Source organism: Streptomyces sp. RFCAC02, assembly GCF_004193175.1.
Classification (GTDB): Bacteria; Actinomycetota; Actinomycetes; order Streptomycetales; family Streptomycetaceae; genus Streptomyces.
Genome location: NZ_SAUH01000001.1, coordinates 3,469,006 through 3,490,000, shown reverse-complemented (window position 1 = coordinate 3,490,000; position 20,995 = coordinate 3,469,006). Strand labels below are relative to the sequence as shown.

The following is a 20,995-nucleotide window of genomic DNA, read 5'->3' as shown; positions in this document are numbered from 1 at the left end:
CCGCGAGCTGGTGCAGGGCGTCACGTTCGTGGTGCCGCTGGCGTTCGTGAACTGGGTGCCGGCGCTGCGGCTGCTGGGCAAGGATGACCCGCTGGGGCTGCCCGGCTGGGTGGACTTCATGTCGCCCGCGGTGGCCGGGGTGTTGTGCGCGGCGGCGGCGCTGGTGTGGCGTGCCGCGCTGCGGTCGTACCGGAGTACGGGGAGCTGAGGCTGATGAGCGCGCTGATCGAAGTGGTGGACCTGGAGAAGGTGTTCGCGGTCCGGCGGCGGGCCGGCCGGGGGCTGCGGCGGGTGCGGGAGGAGGTGCGGGCGGTCGACGGCATCTCGTTCACGGTGGCGCCGGGCGAGATGGTGGGGTACCTCGGGCCGAACGGGGCGGGGAAGTCGACCACCGTCAAGATGCTGACGGGCATCCTCACGCCGAGCGGCGGCCGGCTGCGGGTGGCGGGGATCGACCCGGCCCGGGACCGGGTGAAGCTGGCCCGGCGCATCGGGGTCGTCTTCGGGCAGCGGACGACCCTGTGGTGGGACCTGCCCCTGCGGGACTCGTACGGTCTCGTGCGGCGGCTGTACCGGATCGGGGAGCGGCGGTTCCGGGAGAACCTGGAGCGGTGCGTGGAGATGCTGGACCTCGGGGTCCTGCTGCGGGTGCCGGTGCGGGAGCTCTCGCTGGGGCAGCGGATGCGCGGTGACATCGCGGCGGCGCTGCTGCACGACCCGGACGTGCTGTACCTGGACGAGCCGACGATCGGGCTCGATGTGATCAGCAAGGCCAAGGTCCGTCGTTTCCTGCGCGATCTGAACGGGGAACAGGGCACGACGGTGCTGCTGACGACGCACGATCTGAACGATGTCGAGCAGCTCTGCTCGCGGGTCATGCTGATCGACCACGGGCGGCTCGTGCACGACGGCGCTCCGTCGGCGCTGCACGAGATCGGCGGGAGCGAGCGGACGCTCGTCGTGGACCTGGCGCGGGAACTGCCGCCGGTCGAGGTGCCGGGCGCGCGGACCGTGCGGGTCGAGGGGCCGCGGCAGTGGCTGGCGTTCCCCGCGTCGGCGAGCGCGGCGCCGCTCGTGGCCGCCGTGACGGCCGCGTACCCGGTCGCCGACCTGTCGCTGCGGGAGCCGGACATCGAGGAGGTGATCGCGCGCATGTACTCCCTGGGGTCCTCCGGAGGGAAGAAGGTGGGGTAGACCCCACCGGAAAGACGGCCGTGTGCACCATCGTGCCGCTCCCTCCCCGAACGGCACCGTTGATCCCGCAATGGCCGGGACGCGGCCCGTGGCCCGCGGGCGACGGCCTGTTCGACGAGGGGAAGCAACGTGAGGACCGCAGAGACCAGGACGCCCGCGGGGGACGTGGCGGCGCCGCGGGAGGCGGTGGCCGCCCGGGCGCGGGATGTCGTGAAGGCCTACGGGACGGGCGAGACCCGGGTGCTCGCCCTCGACCACGTGAGCGTGGACCTGGAGCGCGGGGCGTTCACCGCGATCATGGGTCCATCGGGGTCGGGGAAGTCGACGCTGATGCACTGCCTGGCCGGTCTCGACACCGTGAGCGAGGGGCGGATCCAGATCGGCGGCACGGAGCTGACCGGGCTGCGGGACAAGCGGCTCACCAGGCTGCGGCGGGACCGGATCGGATTCGTCTTCCAGGCGTTCAACCTGCTGCCGACGCTCACCGCCCTGGAGAACATCACCCTGCCGATGGACATCGCGGGGCGGCGGGTCGACACCGAGTGGCTGGACCGTGTCGTGGCGACCGTGGGGCTCGCCGGGCGGCTGAAGCACCGTCCGGCGCAGCTCTCGGGCGGGCAGCAGCAGCGGGTCGCGGTGGCGCGGGCGCTCGCCTCGCGGCCGGAGATCGTCTTCGGGGACGAGCCCACGGGCAACCTGGACTCGCGGGCCGGCGGTGAGGTGCTGGCGTTCCTGCGGCGCTCGGTGGACGAGCTGGGGCAGACCGTCGTCATGGTCACGCACGACCCGGTGGCCGCGGCGTACGCGGACCGCATCGTCTTCCTGGCCGACGGCCGGATCGTGGACGAGATGCACCGGCCGACGGCCGACCGGGTCCTCGACCGCATGCGGCGCTTCGACGGCCGGGGGCGGACGGCATGACGGTGCTGCGGACCTCCCTGCGGAACGTCCTCGCGCACAAGGGCCGGATGGCGCTGTCGGGGATCGCGATCGTGCTGTCGGTCGCCTTCGTGTCCGGGACGCTGGTGTTCAGCGACACGCTGGAGTCGACGTTCGACCGGTTCTTCGCCTCCACGACGGCCGATGTGACGGTGGGGCCGGCCGAGGAGGAGAACGCCCAGGAGACCGGGCGCGACCGGACGCTGCCGGGTGCGGTCGTCGACGACGTCCGCGCGGTCGACGGGGTGGCGCAGGCGGAGGGTGCCGTCTCCACGTCGTCCGTCACCGTGACCGACGCCGAGGGGGACGATGTCGCGACGGGCAACGGGGCGCCCACCATGGGCGGGGACTGGGGGCCGTCGACGCGGGGGGCGATGGAGCTGGCCGAAGGGCGCGCGCCCGGGGGACCGGGAGAGGCCGTGCTCGACGCGGACACCGCCGAGCGGGCAGGTGTCGCGATCGGTGACACGCTGACGGTCGTCGCCGTCCCGGGGACGTTCGAGGTGGAGGTGACCGGTCTCGCCGCGTTCACCACGGCCAATCCGGGCCTGTCGACGGTGCTGCTCGAACCGGCCGCCGCGCGGGAGGCGCTGCTCGGGTCGGCCGGTGTGATCAGCGAGGTGCGGGTCACGGCCGCCGACGGCGTGTCGGACGCGGAGCTGGCGGCGCGGATCACCGAGGCGCTCGGGGCGGACACCGTCGAGGCGCGGACGGCCGCGCAGGTGGAGGCCGACCTCGGGGATGACGTGGGCTTCCTCGACTACCTGCGGTACGCGATGCTCGGGTTCGCCGCGCTCGCCGTGCTGGTGGGGATCTTCCTGATCGTCAACACGTTCTCCATGCTCGTCGCCCAGCGCACGCGGGAGCTGGGGCTGCTGCGGGCGGTGGGCGCGTCGCGCCGGCAGGTGAACCGCTCGGTGCTCGTCGAGGCGCTGCTGCTGGGTGTCGCCGGGTCCGTGGTCGGTGTCGGGGCCGGGATCGGGCTGGCGGCCGGGCTGCTGAAGCTCATGTCGGCGGCCGGGGTCGAGGTGGATCTCGCGCGGCTGACGGTCTCGCCGGCGACACCGGTGGCCGGGCTCGTGGTGGGCGTCGTGACGACGGTGGTGTCGGCCTGGCTGCCGGCGCGGCGCGGCGGCCGGGTGTCGCCGATGGCGGCGCTGCGGGAGGCCGGGCTGCCGGGCGACGCCAGGACGGGGCGGGTGCGCGCGGTGCTCGGTGTGGTGCTGTGCGGCGCGGGCGCGGCGGCGCTCGTGGTCGCGGCGGGCGCGGAGGAGAGCGCGGACGGGGCGCCGTTCCTCGGGGCCGGCGTGCTGCTGACGCTGGTGGGCGCGGTGGTGGTCGCGCCGCTGCTCGCGGGCGTGGTGGTGCGGGCCGTGGGGGCCGTGGTGCTGCGGCTGTTCGGCACGGTGGGGCGCATGGCCGGGCGGAACGCGGTCCGCGACCCGCGCCGTACGGGGGCGACGGCGGGCGCGCTGATGATCGGCCTGGCCCTCGTCGGGTCGCTGTCGGTGGTGGGCTCCTCGGTGGTGGCGTCGGCGTCGGACCAGCTCGACCGCACGGTGGGCGCGGATTTCATCGTCGACACGGTGTCCGAGCAGCGGATCACGCCGGAGGCGGCCGACGCGGTGCGGGCGGTGCCCGGGATCGCCCATGTGACGGACCTGACGTCGGTGAACGCCGAGATCACGGTTCCGGGCGGGGCCGTGGCGGATGAGGAACTGGTCGCCGCCGATCCCACCTACGCGCGGGATCTGCGGGCGGAGGCGGTGTCCGGCGAGCCGGCGGACGCGTTCGGCGACGACGCGCTGTCCGTCGGGGAGTCGTTCGCCGAGGAGCACGGACTGGCGGTGGGCGACGAGCTGACCGTCCGGTTCGTGGGCGGGGAGACGGTGCCGCTGCGGCTGGCGGCGATCACGTCGGAGGACACGCTGCTCGACCAGGGCGCGATGTACGTGTCGCTCGCCACGGTGCGGGCGCACCTGCCGGCGGACCTGGTGCCGCTGCCCTCGACCCTGTTCGTCACGGCCGACGAGGGGCGGGCGGAGGCCGTCCACGCGGCGCTGCGGGACGCCCTGGCCCCGTACCCGCAGTTCGAGATGCGGAACCAGGCGGAGTACAAGCAGCTCATGGAGGACCAGATGGGCCAGCTCCTGAACATCGTCTACGCGCTGCTGGCGCTCGCCATCATCGTGGCGATCCTCGGTGTCGTGAACACGCTGACGCTGTCGGTGGTGGAGCGGACCCGGGAGATCGGGCTCATGCGGGCGATCGGCCTGTCGCGGCGGCAGCTCCGGCGGATGGTGCGGCTGGAGTCGGTGGTGATCGCGCTGTTCGGCGCGCTCCTCGGCCTCGGCATCGGGCTGGCGTGGGGCACGGCGGCGCAGCGGGTGATGGCGCCGAGCGGCTTCCACGTGCTGGACATACCGTGGGCGACGATCGGCGGGGTGTTCGCCGGGTCCGCTGTGGTCGGGCTGGTGGCGGCGCTGCTGCCGGCGTTCCGCGCGGGCCGGATGAACGTGCTGCGGGCCATCGCGACGGACTGACGTCCGGGCCGCGCGGCCGGTCCGTCCGCCGTACCGGAGGGGTACGGCGGACGGGCCGGCCGTCCGTGTGCGCGGTGCCGCTACGCGGTGCCGCCGCCGAGGGCGCGGCTGCGGTCGCGGGCCGCCTCGATGGCGGCGATGACGGCGGCGCGGACGCCGTGGTTCTCCAGCTCGCGCAGGGCGCTGGCGGTCGTGCCGGCCGGCGAGGTGACGGCCGCGCGGAGGGCGACGGGGTGCTCGCCGCTGTCGCGGAGCATGACGGCGGCGCCCACGGCGGCCTGGACGATCAGGTCGTGCGCCTTGTCGCGGGGCAGGCCGAGCAGGATGCCGGCGTCCGTCATGGCCTCGACGAGGTAGTAGAAGTACGCGGGTCCCGAGCCCGACAGGGCGGTGGCGGCGTCCTGCTGATACTCGGGGAGCCGCAGCGTCGAGCCGACGGCGCCGAAGATCTCCTCGGTCCACGTCAGGTGCGTCTCGGTGGCGAGGCTGCCGCCCGAGATGACGGACATGCCCTCGTCCACGAGCGCCGGGGTGTTCGGCATGACCCGGACGACGGCCGTGCCCTCCGGGAGGCGTGCCTCGATGAACGCGGTGGTGACACCGGCGGCGGCCGAGACGACCAGGCGGTCCGGCGGCAGGTGCGGGGCCAGCTCGCGCAGCAGGGCGTCCATGTCCTGGGGCTTGACGGCGAGGATCAGGATGCCGGCGGTCTTGGCGGCCTCGGCGGTGCTCACGGCCTCGACGCCGTGCCGTTCGCGCAGGGCGGCGGCGTGCTCGGGGCGGCGCACGGTGACCCGTACGTCGGCGGGCGCGCGGCCCGACCGCAGCAGGCCGCCGAGCAGGGCCTCGCCGATCTTCCCGGCGCCGAGGACCGCGATCTGGTGGGTCAGGGAACTGCTCATGCCGTTCATCCTCGCACCCGGGGCCGCGGCCCCGGGTGCGGAGTCCCTCGGGCGGGACGGCCGGTGCCGCCGTCGGGGAGGAGGACGGTGAGGCGGACGACGTAGCGCTCGGTGACGCGTCCGTCGGGGAACGCCCGTGCCGCCGCGGCGCGTTCGGCGGCGAGGACGGGGGCGTTCACCCCGGCGGCCCTGATGGCGAAGTGGGAGTGGCTCGCGAGGTTCGTGAGGTGGGTGTCCACGCCGACGGTCCGCTGCCACGGGATCGCGCGGGAGTGGACGGTGACGGGGAGGCCGAGGGCGCGCACGCGGTCGCCGGCCAGGACGCTCATGTCCTCGCGGTCGAGTTCCGGGAAGTGGGGGCGCAGCCGTTCCTCCTGGTCGCGGTTCCAGGGGTCGGCGGGGTCGGACCGGTTCCACCACAGGGCGACGGCGCCTGCCGGGCGGAGGACCCGCAGCGCCTCGGGGACCGAGCGGGCGGGGTCGGTCCAGTGCCACGCCTGGGCGTAGGTGACGAGGTCGAAGACGCCCGGCGCGAACGGCAGCGCGTTGCCGTTCGCGCGCAGCAGCGGTACGCCGGGGAGCGCGGCGCGGAACTGCGCGGCCATGCCCGCGCCGGGCTCGGCGGCCGTGACGCGGGCGCCGCGCTCGTGCAGCGGGCGGGTGCCGAGGCCGGTGCCGGCACCGATGTCGAGGACGCGGGACCCGGCGATGGCCCGGCCGGTCAGCTCCTCGATCGCGTCGTAGAGGGCGGGCGGGTAGGAGGGGCGGGCGGCGGCGTAGTCGGCGGCGACGGCGTTGAAAGAGGAGGCGAGGTGCGCCGTCCGGGACTCGGGGGGCGTCATGGGATCCAGGATGCCGGTCGGCCGGGCGCGGCGGCCCGTTCGGTGCGGGGCCTTCCGTGCCCGGAAATCTTTCGGCCGCCCGTCTTCTTGACGCTTTTTACGGCCCTGTCTAGGTTCACCACGGCGAAAGCGGCGTTCAGTAATTCCTTCTCCAGGTCCCCGGTCACGGCCGGGCATTCCCCCGGAGTGCGCCGTGCTGCCCTCGAAAGGTCTGTACGGCGACAACGGCACGGACGGAAAAAGGAATGAGGTGGGTCGTGAAAAGCTTCCGGTCGATCATGGCACCGGCAGCCGTGGGGCTCCTGGCCGCGGCGCTGGTCACGGTGGGCTCGGCGGTGGGTGCCGACCGCGCGCCCGCGGGGGCGGAGCCGTCCGCCGCGGCGCAGACGGCGACCGCCCATTCCGGGACCGGCGGCCGGCATTGGGTCAACATCTGGACGGCGATGCCGCAATTGACCGAGCCGGGGAATATGCCGCCCGCGCCTTTCACGCAGGAGAATCTCGTTCTCGACGACACGACCCTGCGCCAGACCGTGCGGGTGGCCACGGGCGGGGACGACGGGATACGCCTGCGTTTCTCCAACGCGTTCGGCGGGGCGGCGCTGCCGATCACCGCCGTCTCGGTGGCACGGCCGCTGGGCGGGCGCGCGGGGACGGACGCCGTCGAGCCGGGCAGCACGGTGCCGGTGACGTTCAGCGGCCGGGAGTCGATCAGTGTCCCGGTCGGTGCCCAGGTCGTCTCGGACCCCATCGACCTGCGGGTGGCGGCCGGGACCGACCTGTCGGTCTCGGTGTACCTGCGCGACGGGCAGGCGTCCGGGGCGATCACGTCGCATCCCGGCTCGCGCACCACCTCGTACCTCCTGGCGGGCGATCACACGGGCGACGAGGCGCTGCCCGGCGCGACGCCCGTCGACCACTGGTACTTCCTCAGCGGTGTCGAGGCCCTGTCGGGCCGGGGCACCAGCGCCACGGCGGTCCTCGGTGACTCCCTGACCGACGGCCGGGGTTCGACGACCAACGGCAACGACCGCTGGCCCGACCAGCTCCAGGACCGCCTGCTGTCCGGGCGCGCCACCCGCGACGTCGCCGTCCTGAACCAGGCGGCCGGCGGCAACCGCGTCCTCGACGACGGCCTGGGACCGAACGCGCTCGCCCGCCTGGACCGCGACGTGCTGGCGACCAGCGGCGTGACCCGGCTCATCGTCTTCGAGGGCGTGAACGACATCGGCACCGCGGCGGCCACCGAGGAGGCCCAGCGGCGCGTCACCGACGACCTGATCACGGCGTACGACCAGATCGTGGAACGCGCCCACGCCCAGGGCATCGAGGTCTACGGCGCGACACTGCTGCCGTTCGGGAACAACGCGGGGTACGACGATCCGGCCGGCCTGCGCGAGGAGGCCCGGCTGGCGGTCAACGACTGGATACGCCACAGCGGCCGGTTCGACGCGGTGATCGACTTCGACCGCGCGGTCCGCGACCCGGCGCACCCGGAGCGGCTGCTGCCGGACGTCCACGACGGGGACTGGCTGCATCTGACGCCCGAGGGCTACGGCCTGCTGGCGGCCGCGGTGCCGGACCGGCTGTTCCGCTGAGGCGGGGCGCCACGGGCGCGGCCGGCCCCGGGCCACCGGCCGGCGCGCCCGTGCGGGGCGGGGGGTTCAGTCGATCTCGCGCATCATCCGTTCCATCGAGGCCACGGACTTGCGGGTCTCGGTGAGGTCGTCGGTCCAGCGGCGGAGGATCTCGGTCTGGTCCTCCAGCAGTTCGGCGTACTTGGCGGCGAGGCGCCGGTACTCCTCCTCCCGGCGGGCCAGCATCCGGGCGCGCCAGGTCGCGGCTATCTGCCACACGACGACGATGAGCAGGAGGAAGAAACCCCCGAGGCTCATGACCGCGGGCCACACCCAGGACGTGTCCTCGGCGTAGGACGTTGCGAGGTTCACTGCGCTTCCTCTTCTCCCCGCACCGGGGACGCCGGGGACTCCGGGGACAGGCTCCCGGCGGCGTCCGCGACCGTGCGCGGGGACAGTTCGTAGACGAATGGGGTGACCTCGAAGAACTTCATCGCCCGGCCCTCGTCCGACAGTTCGAGGGAGCCGGTGATGAGGCCGGCCTCCTCCAGGCGCCGCAGGTGCATGTGCGTGAGGGGCCGGCTGAGGCCGACGACGCGGGCGAGGCGGCTGACGTAGGTCCGCTCGGCGGCGAGGGCGGCGATGATGCGCATGCGGTGCGGGTTGCTGAGGGCGGCCAGGACGGCGAGGAGGCGGTCGCCGGTGGGGGGCGTGTCGTCGTCCGGTGCGGTGCCCCCGGCGCTGCCGGCAGCGGCACGATCGGGTCCGGTCTGCATGCTCCCCCTCCTTCCCGTCCTGCGGCGCCGGCGCACGCGCGGCGTTCTTCCAGGTACGCGCAGGAGCCTCGCAAGGACGCCCCACGGGTGTCAATTTTTTCTGACACCCGTCAGGGAAAGATAGGGGTTACCCCGGAGGGCGGTTCAGCGTTTCCCCCGACGCGACGGGTTGCGGGAGCGCTTGCGCGTACGGCGGCGGTACTGGTCGAGCGCGGCCTCGTGGTCGAGGCGGAGCAGCTTCTCCCCCGGCGCCTCGACCAGGCTGCGCAGCGCGTACGCGAGCAGCACGCCGACGAAGCCGACGATCCTGATGCTGCGGAACGCCGACTCGTCCGCCGCGTCGGCGGGCCGCGGCCGCGTGTAGCCGGCCCACGCGCGCGTGAACGAGATCGCGGTGCACAGCACCAGCGCGAGGACGACCAGGGACCGCAGCCATGACGCCGTGTCCGTGCCCACCAGGCTGACGTAGCAGAGCCACAGCACGACGGCGCCCACGAGTGTCAGCACCGTGGAACCGAGCGCCAGGAGCACGCGCCGCACGCGGTAGCCGCCGGAGTGGTCGACCCAGGTGGTGCCGTAGAACCTGATGGAGTCGGGCCGCGGTTCCGCGTCGGGTGCAGGTTCTGGGGTGCGTGCGGAGGGGGACATGTGGTCGATTATGGCCGTACCGCTCCGCGGCGCGGCACCCCAGTACGCTGTCCACCGGCACTGCGGCCCACCGGGGGGATGGCATGACGGACGACCGGGACACCGCGCCGCGGCGGCTGGGCGAGTACGTCCTGGAACGCCGGCTCGGCGGCGGCGGCATGGGCGTCGTGCACCTGGCGCGGACGGCGGGGGGCCGGCTGCTCGCGGTGAAGGTGATCCGCCCCGAGTACGCGGGCGACGCGGGGTTCAGGGCGCGGTTCCGGCGCGAGGTGGCCGCGGCGCGGCGGGTGAGCGGCGCGTTCACGGCGCCGGTCGTGGACGCCGACCCGGACGGCGACCCGCCGTGGCTCGCGACGCTGTACGTGCCGGGCGGCTCGCTGACGGACCGGGTGGAGGACGGCGGTCCCCTCGGCACGGGCGAGGCCGCCCGCCTCGGGGCGCAGCTCGCCGAGGCGCTGCGGGACATCCACCGGTGCGGGCTCGTCCACCGCGACCTGAAACCGGGCAACGTCCTGCTCGCCGACGACGGGGTGCGGCTGATCGACTTCGGGATCTCCCGGGCGCTGGCCGACAGCCGGCGGCTCACCGAGCAGGGCGCGGTGCTGGGGTCGCCGCCGTTCATGGCGCCGGAGCAGCTCACCGGCGGCGGGGAGGTCACGGCGGCGGCGGACGTGTTCGCGCTGGGCGCCGTGGTGGCGTACGCGGTGACGGGGCGCAGTCCGTTCGACGCGGACGGGGACCCGTTCGCCGTGGCCTACCGGGTGGTGCACGAGGAGCCCGATCTCGACGCGGTGCCCGGCGTGCTGCGGGACACGGTGGCGCGGTGCCTCGCGAAGGACCCGGAGCGGCGGCCGCCGGTGGCCGATCTTCTGCGTCTCGGCACGGTGGCCCGCGGCGGGGGCGGCGCGGTGGCGCCGCACTGGCCGGATGCGGCGGGTCCGGCGGCGGAGGAACGGCGGTCCGTGCCGCTGCCCGACACATCCCCCGACGGGCGGACGCGCCGGCGCAGGCGGTGGACCGCTGGGGTGACGGCGCTGGTGGCCCTTGCCGTGGCGGGCGGCGGGGTGTGGGTCGTGGCGCCCTGGGACGACGGGGGGACCGCAGCGCGGGAGACGCAGGACGCGGAGACTCGTGACGAGGCCGCGGAGTTCCGGCCATGGGAGCTGGACCTCCGTGACCTCGGTGTCCTGGACGCGGCGACGGGCGGCTTCTCCTGCGCACCGGCCGACGACGGGCTGCTGTGCTCGGCCGGCGGGCAGCTCACGGTCCTGCTCGGCCCCGACGGCACGGAGCGCTTCCGCCACGAGGGGCCGCGCGACGCGTACGGCGGGCCGACCGCCGTCACGGACGGCGGCGCGGTGTACGCGAGGTCGGACAAGGGCGTCGTCGTCCTCGGCCCGGACGGGGCGGAGCGCGGCGAGATCGACGCGCCCGAGGCGGCCGGCTCCCTGCACCTGCTCGCCGGCGGCACCCTGGCCCTGCGGAACGGGGACAGCACGCTGCGGTTCTACCGCACGGACGGCCTCGCGCCCGCCGGGGTGTGGGAGGCGCCGGGCCGCTATGTCACGGCGACGGCGGCGCACGGCGACCGGCTGCTGGTCGAGACACGGGACACCGCGTCCGGCGGCGCGCCCGAGCTCATGCTCCTCGACCCGGCGGGCCGCCCCCTGTGGCCGGTGCCGGTCACCCCGCCGCCGGAGACCGCGGGCGCGCTGGAGCTGATCGGGATGGACGGCGGCGCGGCGTACTTCCAGGAGCTGGACCCGGAGGTGCCCGTCACCACCGCCGTGCTGCGGCTCGCCCTCGACGGCGGCGGCGCGGACGCGTGGACCCGCACCCCGCTGCCGGTGCCCGCCGAACCGCGCGGCGTCGTGGCCGACGGCACGGTGTACGCCTCGTCGCTGAACGGCCGCGTCACCGCGGTCGACGCGGCGGCGGGGAAGGTGCTGTGGGACCGCGACACGGGCGTACGGGTCATGTCGCGGCCGGCCGCGCGGGACGGGGCGCTGTACGTGTCGGACGGCGAGGGGCGGCTCCACCGTCTTCCCGCGGACGGCGGTACGGCGGACCGGCGCGGCGCCGCGCACCCCGGCACGCCGGGCCTCGGCAGCGACGGCTCCGCCCCGGCACCCGTCGTGACGGACACGGGCGTGGCGTACGTCGTGACCCTGGGGAACACGCTGTACGCCACGCCCGTGGACGCGCTCGCCGAAGAGGACGCGGGCGGGAGCTGAGCCCTCAGCCCTCCAGCTTGCTGATGTCGCGGACGGCGCCGCGGTCGGCGCTGGTCGCCATGGCCGCGTAGGCGCGCAGCGCGAGGGACACCTTGCGGTCGCGCGCCGCCGGCGCGTACCGGCCGCCGAGCGCCTCCCGGCGCGCGGCCAGCTCCTCGTCCGGCACCAGCAGCTCCATGCGGCGGTTCGGGATGTCGATGCGGATGCGGTCGCCCTCCCGGACCAGCGCGATCGTGCCGCCCGCCGCCGCCTCGGGGGAGGCGTGGCCGATGGACAGGCCGGACGTGCCGCCGGAGAAGCGGCCGTCGGTGATCAGCGCGCACTTCTTGCCGAGGCCGCGGCCCTTCAGGAACGACGTGGGGTGCAGCATCTCCTGCATGCCGGGCCCGCCGCGCGGCCCCTCGTACCGGACGACGACGACGTCGCCCTCCTTGACGCGCTTGGTGAGGATCGCGTCGACGGCCTCCTCCTGCGAGTCCACCACGACGGCGGGACCCTCGAAGACCCAGATCGACTCGTCCACGCCCGCCGTCTTCACGACCGCGCCGTCCTCGGCGAGGTTGCCGTACAGGACGGCGAGGCCGCCCTCGCGCGAGTAGGCGTGCGCGACATCGCGGATGCAGCCCCGCTCGGCGTCGGTGTCGAGCGTGTCCCAGCGCTCGGACTGGGAGAAGGCGCTGGAGGAGCGGACGCAGCCGGGTGCCGCGTGGAACAGCTCGACGGCCTCCGGCGACGGCGAGCCGCCGCGGATGTCCCAGGTCTTCAGCCAGTCGGCGAGCGAGGGGCTGTGGACGCTGTGGACGTCCTCGTTGAGCAGGCCGGCGCGGTGCAGCTCGCCGAGGAGCGCGGGGATGCCGCCGGCGCGGTGGACGTCCTCCATGTAGTACGAGCCGTTGGGCGCGACCTTGGCGATGCACGGCATGTGGCGCGAGAGGGCGTCGATCTCCTTGAGGCCGAAGTCGAGGCCGGCCTCCTGGGCCGCGGCGAGGAGGTGGAGGATCGTGTTGGTCGAGCCGCCCATGGCGATGTCGAGGGCCATGGCGTTCTCGAAGGCGGCGCGGGAGCCGATCGCCCGGGGCAGGACGGTGGCGTCGTCGTCGTCGTAGAAGCGGCGGGCGAGGTCCACGACGGCGCGGCCGGCGTCCTCGTACAGGGCGCGGCGCGCGGTGTGGGTGGCGAGGACGGAGCCGTTGCCGGGGAGGGCGAGGCCCATCGCCTCGACGAGGCAGTTCATCGAGTTGGCGGTGAACATGCCGGAACAGGAGCCGCAGGTGGGGCAGGCGTTGTTCTCGATGCGGAGGACGTCCTCGTCGGACACCGACTCGTTGGCCGCCTCGGAGATCGCCGAGATCAGGTCGAGCTTGCGGACGGTGCCGTCCACCAGGGTCGCGGTGCCGGACTCCATGGGGCCGCCGGACACGAAGACCGTCGGGATGTTCATGCGCATCGCGGCCATCAGCATGCCCGGTGTGATCTTGTCGCAGTTGGAGATGCACACGAGCGCGTCGGCGCAGTGGGCCTCGACCATGTACTCGACCGAGTCGGCGATCAGATCGCGGGACGGCAGGGAGTACAGCATGCCGCCGTGGCCCATGGCGATGCCGTCGTCGACGGCGATCGTGTTGAACTCGCGCGCGATACCGCCCGCCGCGCGGATCGCGTCGGACACGATCCGGCCCACCGGCTGGAGGTGCGTGTGGCCGGGGACGAACTCGGTGAAGCTGTTCGCCACCGCGATGATCGGCTTCCCGAAGTCCTCCCGCGCTACGCCGGCGGCCTGGAGGAGGGCACGGGCGCCCGCCGCGTTACGGCCGTGGGTGACGGTACGGGACCTCAGTGTCGCCATGGTGGTGATCCGATCTCCTCACGAGGCTGAACGAGTGCACCGTCGAGGCTACGCCTCCGGCCCGCGTTCCGGGACCGGGATACCGGGATGCGAGACATCCGGACGACGGCTAGCGCGGCGCCGGGGCGGCGGGCGCGGGGACGGTGGGCACCGGGTCGGCCGGGTGCGGGGCCAGCAGCGGGAGGAGGCGTACCCCGGGCGGCAGCGCGGACTGGGCGGCGAGCCGCTGCTCGCACAGCCCGGCGAGCACGTCGTACCCCTCCTTGCCCATCAGCTCGATCAGCTCGGGCCGGTACGTGCGGAACAGCGGCTCGGCGGCCGTGTGCGCGGCCGGCGCGCCGGTGCACCACCAGTGCAGGTCGTGGCCGCCGCCGCCCCAGCCGCGCCGGTCGTACTCGCCGATGCCGACGTACAGGACCTCCTCGCCGTCGGGGCGCTCCACCCAGTCGTAGGTGCGGCGGACGGGGAGCTGCCAGCACACGTCGGGCTTGGTCTCCAGGGGTTCGCGGTCCTCGGCGAGCGCCAGGGTGTGCAGGGCGCAGCCCTCGCCGCCGGGGAAGCCGGGGCGGTTCAGGAAGATGCAGGCGCCCTCGTGGCGGCGGGTGCGGCGGTCGCCGTCCTCGTCGAGTTCGGTGAAGCCGGCCGGGGAGGTGCCCTCGGCGTGGAACTGCCAGGTGTCGGGCGTGAGTCGGGCGGCGTGGCCGGCGACGCGGCGCTCGTCGTCCTCGTCGGAGAAGTGGGCGCCGAGCGAGCAGCAGCCGTCGCTCGCGCGGCCGGCCTGGATGCCCTGGCAGCCGCGGCCGAAGACACAGTTCCAGCGTGATGTGAGCCACGTCAGGTCGCAGCGGAACACCTGTTCGGAGTCGGCCGGGTCGGGGAACTCGACCCATGCACGGGCGTGGTCGAGCGGCACCTCCTCCCCCGCCGCGCGCCGTCGCGCACCGTCGAGCTGCTTGTGCGCCTTGCCCGGCTTCGCCCTCTTCGTCTTCGCCACACAGTCAGAGTAAGGGGCGGGTAGCGTTGACCGTCATGAGACTCGGGGTCCTCGACGTGGGTTCGAACACGGTTCACCTGCTGGTGGTGGATGCGCATCCAGGGGCGCGTCCGCTGCCCGCGTATTCCCACAAGACGGAGCTGCGCCTCGCCGAACTGCTGGACGAGCGGGGGGCGATCGGCGCCGACGGCGTGGACCGCCTGGTGGCCACGGTGCGCGAGGCGCTGGAGGTGGCCGAGGACCGGGGCGTCGCCGAGCTGCTGCCGTTTGCCACCTCGGCGGTGCGCGAGGCCACGAACGCGGACGAGGTGCTGCGGCGCGTGGCGAACGGCACGGGCGTCGAACTCCGGGTGCTCTCCGGCGAGGACGAGGCGCGCCTCACGTTCCTCGCGGCGCGGCGGTGGACGGGGTGGTCGTCGGGGCGGCTGCTGCTGTTCGACATCGGCGGCGGGTCGCTGGAGATCGCGGTCGGGGTGGACGAGGAGCCGGACGCGGCGGTGTCGCTGCCGCTGGGCGCGGGCCGGCTGACGGCGGCCCGGCTGCCGGGCGACCCGCCCTCGGCGGCGGACGTGCGGTCGCTGCGGCGGTACGTGCGCTCGTGCGTCGCCGACGCCGTGCGGGACGTCACGCGGCTCGGGGCGCCGGACCGGGTCGTCGGCACGTCGAAGACGTTCAAGCAGCTCGCGCGGATGGCGGGCGCGGCGCGGTCGGCGGACGGCCTGTACGTGCGGCGCGAGCTGAGCCGCGACGACCTGCGGACGTGGGGGCAGAAGCTCGCCGGGATGCCGGTGCGGGAGCGGCAGGAGCTTCCCGGCGTCTCGGAGGGCCGCGCGCGGCAGTTGCTCGCGGGCGCGCTGGTCGCCGAGGCGGCGATGGACCTCTTCGGCGTGGAGGTGCTCGACGTGTGCCCGTGGGCGCTGCGGGAGGGCGTGATCCTGCGGCGGCTCGACGGGATGCGGACGGCGGAGGGCTGACGCCGGCGCCGCCCGCGGCGCGGTCAGGCGGTGCGGCGGCGCAGCGTCGCGGCACCGAGCGCGAGGAGCCCGGCGGCGAAGGCGGCGACGACGAGGGCGTCACGCACCCAGTCGCCGGTGAGGTCGGTGTGGCGCAGGACCTGCTCCATGCCGTCGACCGAGTACGACATCGGCAGCACGTCGGAGGCGTACTCCAGGACCGGCTGCATGGAGTCGCGCGGCGCGAACAGCCCGCACAGCAGGATCTGCGGGAAGAGCACGGCGGGCATGAACTGCACGGCCTGGAACTCCGATGCCGCGAACGCGGAGACGAACAGCCCGAGCGCGGTGCCCAGCAGGGCGTTCAGCAGCGCGACGACGAGCAGCAGCCACGGCGAGCCGGCGACGTCCAGGTCGAGGAACCACAGCGCGACCCCCGTGGCGACACCGGCCTGGACGGCGGCGAGCGCGCCGAACGCGAGGGCGTAGCCGAGGATCAGGTCGCCCTTGCCCAGCGGCATGGCGAGGAGCCGTTCCAGCGTGCCGGAGGTGCGCTCCCGCAGTGTGGCGATGGAGGTGACGAGGAACATCGTCACCATCGGGAAGATGCCCAGCAGGGATGATCCGATGCGGTCGAAGGCACCGGGGTCGGAGTCGAAGACGTAGTACAGGAGCACCAGCAGCAGCACCGGGATGAGGAGCAGCAGCGCGATGGTGCGGGGGTCGTGGCGGAGCTGGCGCAGTACGCGCTGCGCGGTGGCGAGGGTACGGGTGGCGTTCACCGGTGGTCTCCGTCCTTGGCCCTGTCCTGGTCCACGAGGTGCAGGAACGCGTCCTCGATGGTGTCGGCGCGGGTGCGTTCCCGCAGGTCGTCGGGTGTCCCCTCGGCGAGGAGGCGTCCGTCGCGCAGGAGCAGGAGGCGTCCGCAGCGGTCGGCCTCGTCCATGACGTGCGACGAGACGAGGAGGGTGGCGCCCCGCTCGTCGGCGAGGCGGTGGAAGAGGTTCCACAGGTCGCGGCGCAGCACCGGGTCGAGACCGACGGTCGGCTCGTCCAGGACGAGCAGGTCCGGCGTGCCGAGCAGCGCGACGGCCAGGGAGACGCGCGAGCGCTGGCCGCCGGAGAGCGCGGTGGTGAGGGCGTCGCCGTGCCGGGTGAGGTCCACGTCGGCGAGGGCGCGCTCGACCCTGTCGCGGCGGGCGGCGCGGTGCACCCCGAGGACGGCGGCGAAGTAGTCGAGGTTCTGCCGGACGGTCAGGTCGAGGTAGACGGACGGCGCCTGGGTGACGTACCCGATCCGGACGCGCAGCCCGGCGCTGCCCGCCGGGGCGCCCAGCACGTCGAGGGTGCCGGTGACCCGCGCCTGGGCGCCGACGATCGCGCGCATGAGGGTCGTCTTGCCGCAGCCGGACGGGCCGAGCAGCCCGGTGACACTGCCGGCCGGGACGGTGAAGTCGAGCCCCTTCAGGACGGACACGACACCGCGCCGTACCGCGAGACCGCGCGCGACGACGGCGCCGGGCGGCGCGCCCGATGATTTATTAATCATGCGTTTAATTAAGCACCGGCCGGACCGCGCGTCAAGCCGCGCTGCGCACGCGGAGCCGTAGGCTTGGCGCCGTGGCACATCAGGTACGCGTCCCGGAGGCGAAGGTGGCGCTCTCGACCGCCTCCGTGTATCCGGAGAACACGGCGGCGGCCTTCGAGATAGCCGGCCGGCTCGGCTACGACGGCGTCGAGGTGATGGTCTGGACCGACCCGGTGAGCCAGGACCTCGACGCGCTGCGGCGCCTGTCCGACGAGCACGGCGTCCCCGTGCTGGCCGTGCACGCGCCCTGCCTGCTGGTGACGCAGCGGGTGTGGTCGACCGACCCCTGGCGCAAGCTGACCTTGGCCCGTGCCGCCGCCGAACGGCTCGGCGCCTCCACCGTGGTGGTGCACCCGCCGTTCCGCTGGCAGCGCTCCTACGTCCGGGACTTCGTCACGGGCATCCACCGGCTCGCCGAGGAGACGGACGTCCGCTTCGCCGTGGAGAACATGTACCCCTGGCGCTACCGGGACCGCGAGATGCAGGCGTACGCCCCCGGCTGGGACCCGACCGACGAGGACTTCCCCCACTACACCCTCGACCTCTCCCACACGGCGACCGCGCGGACCGACACCCTCGCCATGGCCCGCCGCATGGGCGACCGCCTCGGCCATGTGCACATCGCGGACGGCAGCGGCTCGGGGAAGGACGAGCACCTCGTGCCGGGGCGCGGGTCGCAGCCGTGCGCCGAACTGCTGGAGGGGCTCGCCGCCGCCGGCTACACCGGGCACGTCGTCGCCGAGATCAACACGCGCCGCGCCACCTCGTCGGCGCAGCGCGAGGCGGACCTCGCCGAGGCCCTGGCGTTCACCCGGCTGCACCTGGCCACGCCGGCGGGCACGCCGCGCGGGGACAGCCGGCCGTGACGGCCGCCCCCGGGCACGGCGGGCGCCCGCGGCGCGGCCCCGGCCGCCCGCCGCGCGCCGCGGCGGCGGACGGCACGCCGGACACGCGGCAGCGCATCCTGGCCTCGGCGCGCGCCGCGTTCGGGGAGCACGGGTACGACAAGGCGTCGATCCGCGCCATCGCGCGCGGCGCCGACGTCAACCCGGCGCTCGTCCACCACTACTTCGGCACCAAGGAGGGCGTCTTCGCCGCGGCGGTCGCGGCGGCCGCCGAGCCGGCGGTCCGGCGGCTGCCGGAGGAGGCGCGGTTCCCGGTGGCGGAGTTCGGACTGCGGTTCACGCGGCTGTTCTTCCGCGTGTGGGAGGACCCGGTGACCCGCAGTCCGCTGCTCGCGGTGGTCCGCTCGGCGGTGGTGAACGAGACGGCGGCGCGCATCTTCCGCGCCTACGTCGGCACGGAGCTGCTGGGCCGGATCGCCGGCGGCCTCGACGCCCCGGACGCCCGGCTGCGCGCCGAGCTGGCGGCCGGGCAGCTCGTGGGCGTCGTCCTGCTGCGCTACGTGCTCCAGGTGGAGCCCCTGGCCGGCGCCGACGTGGAGGACCTGATCCGCCGCCTGGCCCCGGTCGTCCAGCAGCACCTCACCGGCACGCCCTGACACGGCGGACGGACCGGACGGCGGCTGCCGTTCCGGCCTCCCGGACCCGCACACCGGCGGCACGGTGGCCGGCTTCCCGGCCGACAGCGCCGCCGGAGCGCCGGACGACGGTCCTCGTGTTCGCGCCCGACCGCCTCGGCCTGCCGGGCGACGCGCACGGCCGCCTTGCCGAGCCGCCGGGCGACCGGGTGCGGCAGCCGGGGCACCCGCCCGCGTCCCGGGGTGGCCGCGGTTGTGCGGGCCTCGGCCGGCCGGTCGGACGGCCCGAACGATCGGGTACTCCGTGTGCCCGGGGCCGGCAGGCGGTACGCGGAGCGGCGCACCGGATGCCTGCCGTGTCGCGCGCGGCCCGATGCCGAGGTTCCGGGGGCCACCGGCCAGGGCGTGATGGTCGCGCGGCGGTGCCTTTGGGAAGCGGTCCCGGGAACACGGTGTCGCGGACGCGCGCCGGGCGCTGACCGGGCCGAACCGCCGGTGACTGCGGAGCCGACAGGCCGGCAGAGCCGCAGCGACGGGACGCGCACGAGCACGGGCGGCAGGCACCCGTACAACCGGCCCGCCGCCCCGAGCGGCGGACCACGGCGCCCCCGAGGCGGAAACGGCCTGCGCCTGACGGGGACGCGCGGGGAGCAGCGGGCTCCCCGCGCGTCCGGTCCGACGCCCCTGTCGGCCTCGGCACCGGCACGACCCGGCCGCCGGGGAACCGGGCGGCCGGTCCCGGTCAGGACTCGGGCGGTGCCTCCTCCGTGGCCGGGTCGTCGGTCGGCGCCGGCGGGTCCGGCGTCTCCTCCGGCGGGGCCGGCGGATCCGTCGGTTCCGGGTCCGTGCCGGCCGGCTCGCCCGAGCCCTCGACGGTGATGACGGCCGCCGCCGGCTGCACCGAGATCCGGCCCTGCCACGGCCCCTCCGGCTCCCGGGACGCGTCGACCGTGACCGTGATGACCTCGCTCTCGCCCGGCGCGAGCGTGCCCGAGGTGCTGCTGAGCAGGAGCCAGTCGGCGTCGGACACGGCGCTCCAGGTCACCGGCCCGCCGCCCGACGCGGTGAGCGTGACGGTCGTCCCCGCGTCCGTGACGACGGCGTCCGCGGTGAGCGACCCGGGTCCCGCGTCGGCGCCGCCGTCCGCTCCCCCGTCGGCCCCCTCCGTGCCGTCCGCCGCCTCGCCGGTCTCCTCGTCGGAGGACGGGTCCGACCGCTCATCGGTGCCAGGACCCGCGTCGGCGCCGGTACGGTCCCCCGGCCCGGCGGTGCCATCCTGCGGCTCGGTGCCCGCGCCGCCGTCCGTCGTGTACGCGACGCCGCCGTCCGCCGCGCCGGCGCCGTCGAGCGACCTGTCCTGGGCCGTCGCGGCCGTGTCCTCGGTACGGCCGGCGTCGCCGGTGTCGGGCGCGCCCTCGTACGCCGCCCACAGCGCGAGGACCGGCGCCGCGACCACGGCGGCCACGGCCGACGCCGTCAGCGCACGGCCGCGCAGCCGCTCCCGGCGCGCGGCCCGGTCCCCGTCCGCCAGCGGGAACCCGGCCCGGTCGAACCGCGGCGCCTGCCGCCCCCCGGCCCGCCGGGCCGCCAGCCGCGCCGCCGCCACGGCCGTCCGGGGCGCGGGCAGCACCGTCAGCCGCGTCCCCACGGCCGGGCCGCCGTCCGGCCGCGGCACCGCGGCCAGCGCCCGCTGCGCCACGAGGCGGCAGGACGCGCACGCGTCGACGTGGCGGAGGAGTTCGCGGCGCAGCCCGGGACCGAGGAGCAGCCCCGGGTCGTCCCCGGCGAGCGCGGCCGTGGCCGGACAGCCGGCCGACTCGACGGCGGCCAGGGCGGCACGGGTCCGCTCGACCTCGCGGGCGCCCGTCGTCACGAGGGTGTGGGCGGCGCTCTCCGTCAGCCGCAGGACCCGCGCCGTCTCGCGCACGCCGAGCTGGTGGCGGACGGCGAGTTCGAGTGCCTCGCGCTGCGCGCGCGACGCGCCCGCCGCCTCGGGCCACGACAGGGCGGCCAGGTCGCGGCGGCGCCGCCGGTCCTCGGTCTCGTCGCCGGTCGGACGGGGCGCGGTCGCCGGGCCGGCCGCGCCGCCGTCGGCCGCGAGCCGCCGCGCGCACGCCCAGCGGGCGAGGGCGTAGAACCAGGACCGGAGCTGCGCGGGGTCCCCCGGGGCGCGACCGCGCTCCGTGCGCCGCTCGGCGAGGGCGAGCGCCTCGCCGAGCGCGGCCGTCGCGCCGTCGTGCTCGCAGACGAGGGACAGGCAGTACGTGAACAGGCCGTCGAGGTGCGCCTCGCCGTCCGCGCCTGAGCCGGCGTCGGGCACCGGTCCGCCGGGGAGGGTGCGGGGGATGGTGTGCGCCGTTCGGTCACGACTGCTGGTGCTCACCCGCCGACCGTAGGCACCCGGCGGAGCAGCGGCGTGCCCGCTGCCGGGAGGTTCCCTCGAACGGGTGAGGCCAGGGGGAAACGGGGGAAGCGCGCC

At 75.2% G+C, this 20,995-nt stretch carries 19 protein-coding genes (1 of these 19 cut by a window edge); 9 read left to right on the top strand and 10 right to left on the bottom strand.

What is annotated here, in order from left to right:
* The 4 genes from EMA09_RS16100 to EMA09_RS16085 all read left to right on the top strand — a co-directional run.
* A protein-coding gene (locus tag EMA09_RS16100) for an ABC-2 family transporter protein (RefSeq protein ID WP_129844075.1) crosses the window boundary here: on the top strand, positions 1-208 show its 3' portion. Its footprint begins 557 nt before the window's first position; 208 of the gene's 765 nt are visible here — the last part of the coding sequence; its start codon lies beyond the left edge, outside the window; the stop codon is at positions 206-208.
* 5 nt (positions 209-213) lie between these two features.
* Positions 214-1,194 (top strand): ATP-binding cassette domain-containing protein, encoded by a 981-nt coding sequence (locus EMA09_RS16095; protein ID WP_129841715.1) that lies wholly within the window; start codon positions 214-216, stop codon positions 1,192-1,194.
* A 165-nt stretch (positions 1,195-1,359) separates the two neighbouring features.
* Positions 1,360-2,115 (top strand): ABC transporter ATP-binding protein, encoded by a 756-nt coding sequence (locus tag EMA09_RS16090; protein WP_129844074.1) that lies wholly within the window; start codon positions 1,360-1,362, stop codon positions 2,113-2,115.
* Positions 2,112-4,676: an ABC transporter permease gene (locus tag EMA09_RS16085; RefSeq protein ID WP_129841714.1), complete on the top strand. Its 2,565-nt coding sequence runs from the start codon at positions 2,112-2,114 to the stop codon at positions 4,674-4,676. The genes EMA09_RS16090 and EMA09_RS16085 overlap by 4 nt, the downstream gene beginning before the upstream one ends.
* An 80-nt stretch (positions 4,677-4,756) precedes the next feature.
* Here EMA09_RS16085 and proC read toward each other — a convergent pair whose 3' ends face one another.
* Both proC and EMA09_RS16075 read right to left on the bottom strand, forming a co-directional pair.
* Positions 4,757-5,566 (bottom strand): pyrroline-5-carboxylate reductase, encoded by an 810-nt coding sequence (gene proC / locus EMA09_RS16080; RefSeq protein ID WP_129844073.1) that lies wholly within the window; start codon positions 5,564-5,566, stop codon positions 4,757-4,759.
* A gap of 17 nt (positions 5,567-5,583) precedes the next feature.
* Positions 5,584-6,420 (bottom strand): class I SAM-dependent methyltransferase, encoded by an 837-nt coding sequence (locus EMA09_RS16075; RefSeq protein ID WP_129841713.1) that lies wholly within the window; start codon positions 6,418-6,420, stop codon positions 5,584-5,586.
* A gap of 278 nt (positions 6,421-6,698) precedes the next feature.
* On the opposite strand from EMA09_RS16075, the gene EMA09_RS16070 reads away from it, so the two are divergent.
* Positions 6,699-8,018, top strand: coding sequence for an SGNH/GDSL hydrolase family protein (locus EMA09_RS16070; RefSeq protein ID WP_129844072.1), 1,320 nt, complete (start codon positions 6,699-6,701; stop codon positions 8,016-8,018).
* A gap of 66 nt (positions 8,019-8,084) precedes the next feature.
* Here the strand turns inward: EMA09_RS16070 and EMA09_RS16065 are convergent, their stop codons facing one another.
* The 3 genes from EMA09_RS16065 to EMA09_RS16055 form a co-directional block, all read right to left on the bottom strand.
* A complete protein-coding gene (locus tag EMA09_RS16065) occupies positions 8,085-8,315 on the bottom strand; it encodes a hypothetical protein (protein WP_129844071.1) in 231 nt (76 codons plus the stop codon).
* 50 nt (positions 8,316-8,365) lie between these two features.
* Positions 8,366-8,773: a winged helix-turn-helix domain-containing protein gene (locus tag EMA09_RS16060; RefSeq protein ID WP_129841712.1), complete on the bottom strand. Its 408-nt coding sequence runs from the start codon at positions 8,771-8,773 to the stop codon at positions 8,366-8,368.
* 144 nt (positions 8,774-8,917) lie between these two features.
* Positions 8,918-9,421 (bottom strand): hypothetical protein, encoded by a 504-nt coding sequence (locus tag EMA09_RS16055; protein WP_129841711.1) that lies wholly within the window; start codon positions 9,419-9,421, stop codon positions 8,918-8,920.
* Between the two features lie 83 nt (positions 9,422-9,504).
* On the opposite strand from EMA09_RS16055, the gene EMA09_RS16050 reads away from it, so the two are divergent.
* The gene (locus tag EMA09_RS16050; RefSeq protein WP_129841710.1) at positions 9,505-11,655 is read left to right on the top strand and encodes a serine/threonine-protein kinase; all 2,151 of its coding nucleotides are present in this window, start codon (positions 9,505-9,507) and stop codon (positions 11,653-11,655) included.
* Between the two features lie 4 nt (positions 11,656-11,659).
* Here EMA09_RS16050 and ilvD read toward each other — a convergent pair whose 3' ends face one another.
* Together ilvD and EMA09_RS16040 are read right to left on the bottom strand one after the other, a co-directional pair.
* A complete protein-coding gene (gene ilvD / locus EMA09_RS16045; RefSeq protein WP_129841709.1) occupies positions 11,660-13,501 on the bottom strand; it encodes a dihydroxy-acid dehydratase in 1,842 nt (613 codons plus the stop codon).
* 109 nt (positions 13,502-13,610) lie between these two features.
* Complete coding sequence (locus tag EMA09_RS16040; RefSeq protein WP_129841708.1) at positions 13,611-14,495, bottom strand: hypothetical protein; 885 nt, start codon at positions 14,493-14,495, stop codon at positions 13,611-13,613.
* A 35-nt stretch (positions 14,496-14,530) separates the two neighbouring features.
* Here EMA09_RS16040 and EMA09_RS16035 point away from each other — a divergent pair, with 35 nt between their 5' ends.
* Entirely contained in the window at positions 14,531-15,469 is a 939-nt protein-coding gene (locus EMA09_RS16035) for a Ppx/GppA phosphatase family protein (RefSeq protein ID WP_129841707.1), read from the top strand.
* Positions 15,470-15,492: 23 nt separating this feature from the next.
* Here EMA09_RS16035 and EMA09_RS16030 read toward each other — a convergent pair whose 3' ends face one another.
* Both EMA09_RS16030 and EMA09_RS16025 read right to left on the bottom strand, forming a co-directional pair.
* Positions 15,493-16,230, bottom strand: a complete 738-nt coding sequence (locus EMA09_RS16030; RefSeq protein WP_129841706.1) for an ABC transporter permease — start codon at positions 16,228-16,230, stop codon at positions 15,493-15,495.
* Positions 16,227-16,997: an ABC transporter ATP-binding protein gene (locus EMA09_RS16025; RefSeq protein WP_129841705.1), complete on the bottom strand. Its 771-nt coding sequence runs from the start codon at positions 16,995-16,997 to the stop codon at positions 16,227-16,229. The genes EMA09_RS16030 and EMA09_RS16025 overlap by 4 nt, the downstream gene beginning before the upstream one ends.
* 71 nt (positions 16,998-17,068) lie before the next feature.
* Here EMA09_RS16025 and EMA09_RS16020 point away from each other — a divergent pair, with 71 nt between their 5' ends.
* Both EMA09_RS16020 and EMA09_RS16015 read left to right on the top strand, forming a co-directional pair.
* Complete coding sequence (locus tag EMA09_RS16020; RefSeq protein ID WP_129841704.1) at positions 17,069-17,902, top strand: sugar phosphate isomerase/epimerase; 834 nt, start codon at positions 17,069-17,071, stop codon at positions 17,900-17,902.
* Positions 17,899-18,537 (top strand): TetR family transcriptional regulator, encoded by a 639-nt coding sequence (locus EMA09_RS16015; RefSeq protein ID WP_129841703.1) that lies wholly within the window; start codon positions 17,899-17,901, stop codon positions 18,535-18,537. The genes EMA09_RS16020 and EMA09_RS16015 overlap by 4 nt, the downstream gene beginning before the upstream one ends.
* Positions 18,538-19,258: 721 nt before the next feature.
* Here the strand turns inward: EMA09_RS16015 and EMA09_RS16010 are convergent.
* Complete coding sequence (locus EMA09_RS16010) at positions 19,259-20,899, bottom strand: BACON domain-containing protein (protein WP_129841702.1); 1,641 nt, start codon at positions 20,897-20,899, stop codon at positions 19,259-19,261.
* Positions 20,900-20,995 lie beyond the last annotated feature (96 nt).

Bases quoted from the DNA above. Each gene is read 5' to 3' on its own strand.
- EMA09_RS16025 (WP_129841705.1), bottom strand. From the start codon at position 16,997: ATGATTAATAAATCATCGGGCGCGCCGCCCGGCGCCGTCGTCGCGCGC.
- EMA09_RS16075 (WP_129841713.1), bottom strand. From the start codon at position 6,420: ATGACGCCCCCCGAGTCCCGGACGGCGCACCTCGCCTCCTCTTTCAAC.
- EMA09_RS16085 (WP_129841714.1), top strand. From the start codon at position 2,112: ATGACGGTGCTGCGGACCTCCCTGCGGAACGTCCTCGCGCACAAGGGC.
- EMA09_RS16070 (WP_129844072.1), top strand. From the start codon at position 6,699: ATGGCACCGGCAGCCGTGGGGCTCCTGGCCGCGGCGCTGGTCACGGTG.
- ilvD (WP_129841709.1), bottom strand. From the start codon at position 13,501: ATGGCGACACTGAGGTCCCGTACCGTCACCCACGGCCGTAACGCGGCG.
- EMA09_RS16095 (WP_129841715.1), top strand. From the start codon at position 214: ATGAGCGCGCTGATCGAAGTGGTGGACCTGGAGAAGGTGTTCGCGGTC.
- EMA09_RS16065 (WP_129844071.1), bottom strand. From the start codon at position 8,315: ATGAGCCTCGGGGGTTTCTTCCTCCTGCTCATCGTCGTCGTGTGGCAG.
- EMA09_RS16035 (WP_129841707.1), top strand. From the start codon at position 14,531: ATGAGACTCGGGGTCCTCGACGTGGGTTCGAACACGGTTCACCTGCTG.
- EMA09_RS16050 (WP_129841710.1), top strand. From the start codon at position 9,505: ATGACGGACGACCGGGACACCGCGCCGCGGCGGCTGGGCGAGTACGTC.
- EMA09_RS16055 (WP_129841711.1), bottom strand. From the start codon at position 9,421: ATGTCCCCCTCCGCACGCACCCCAGAACCTGCACCCGACGCGGAACCG.
- EMA09_RS16060 (WP_129841712.1), bottom strand. From the start codon at position 8,773: ATGCAGACCGGACCCGATCGTGCCGCTGCCGGCAGCGCCGGGGGCACC.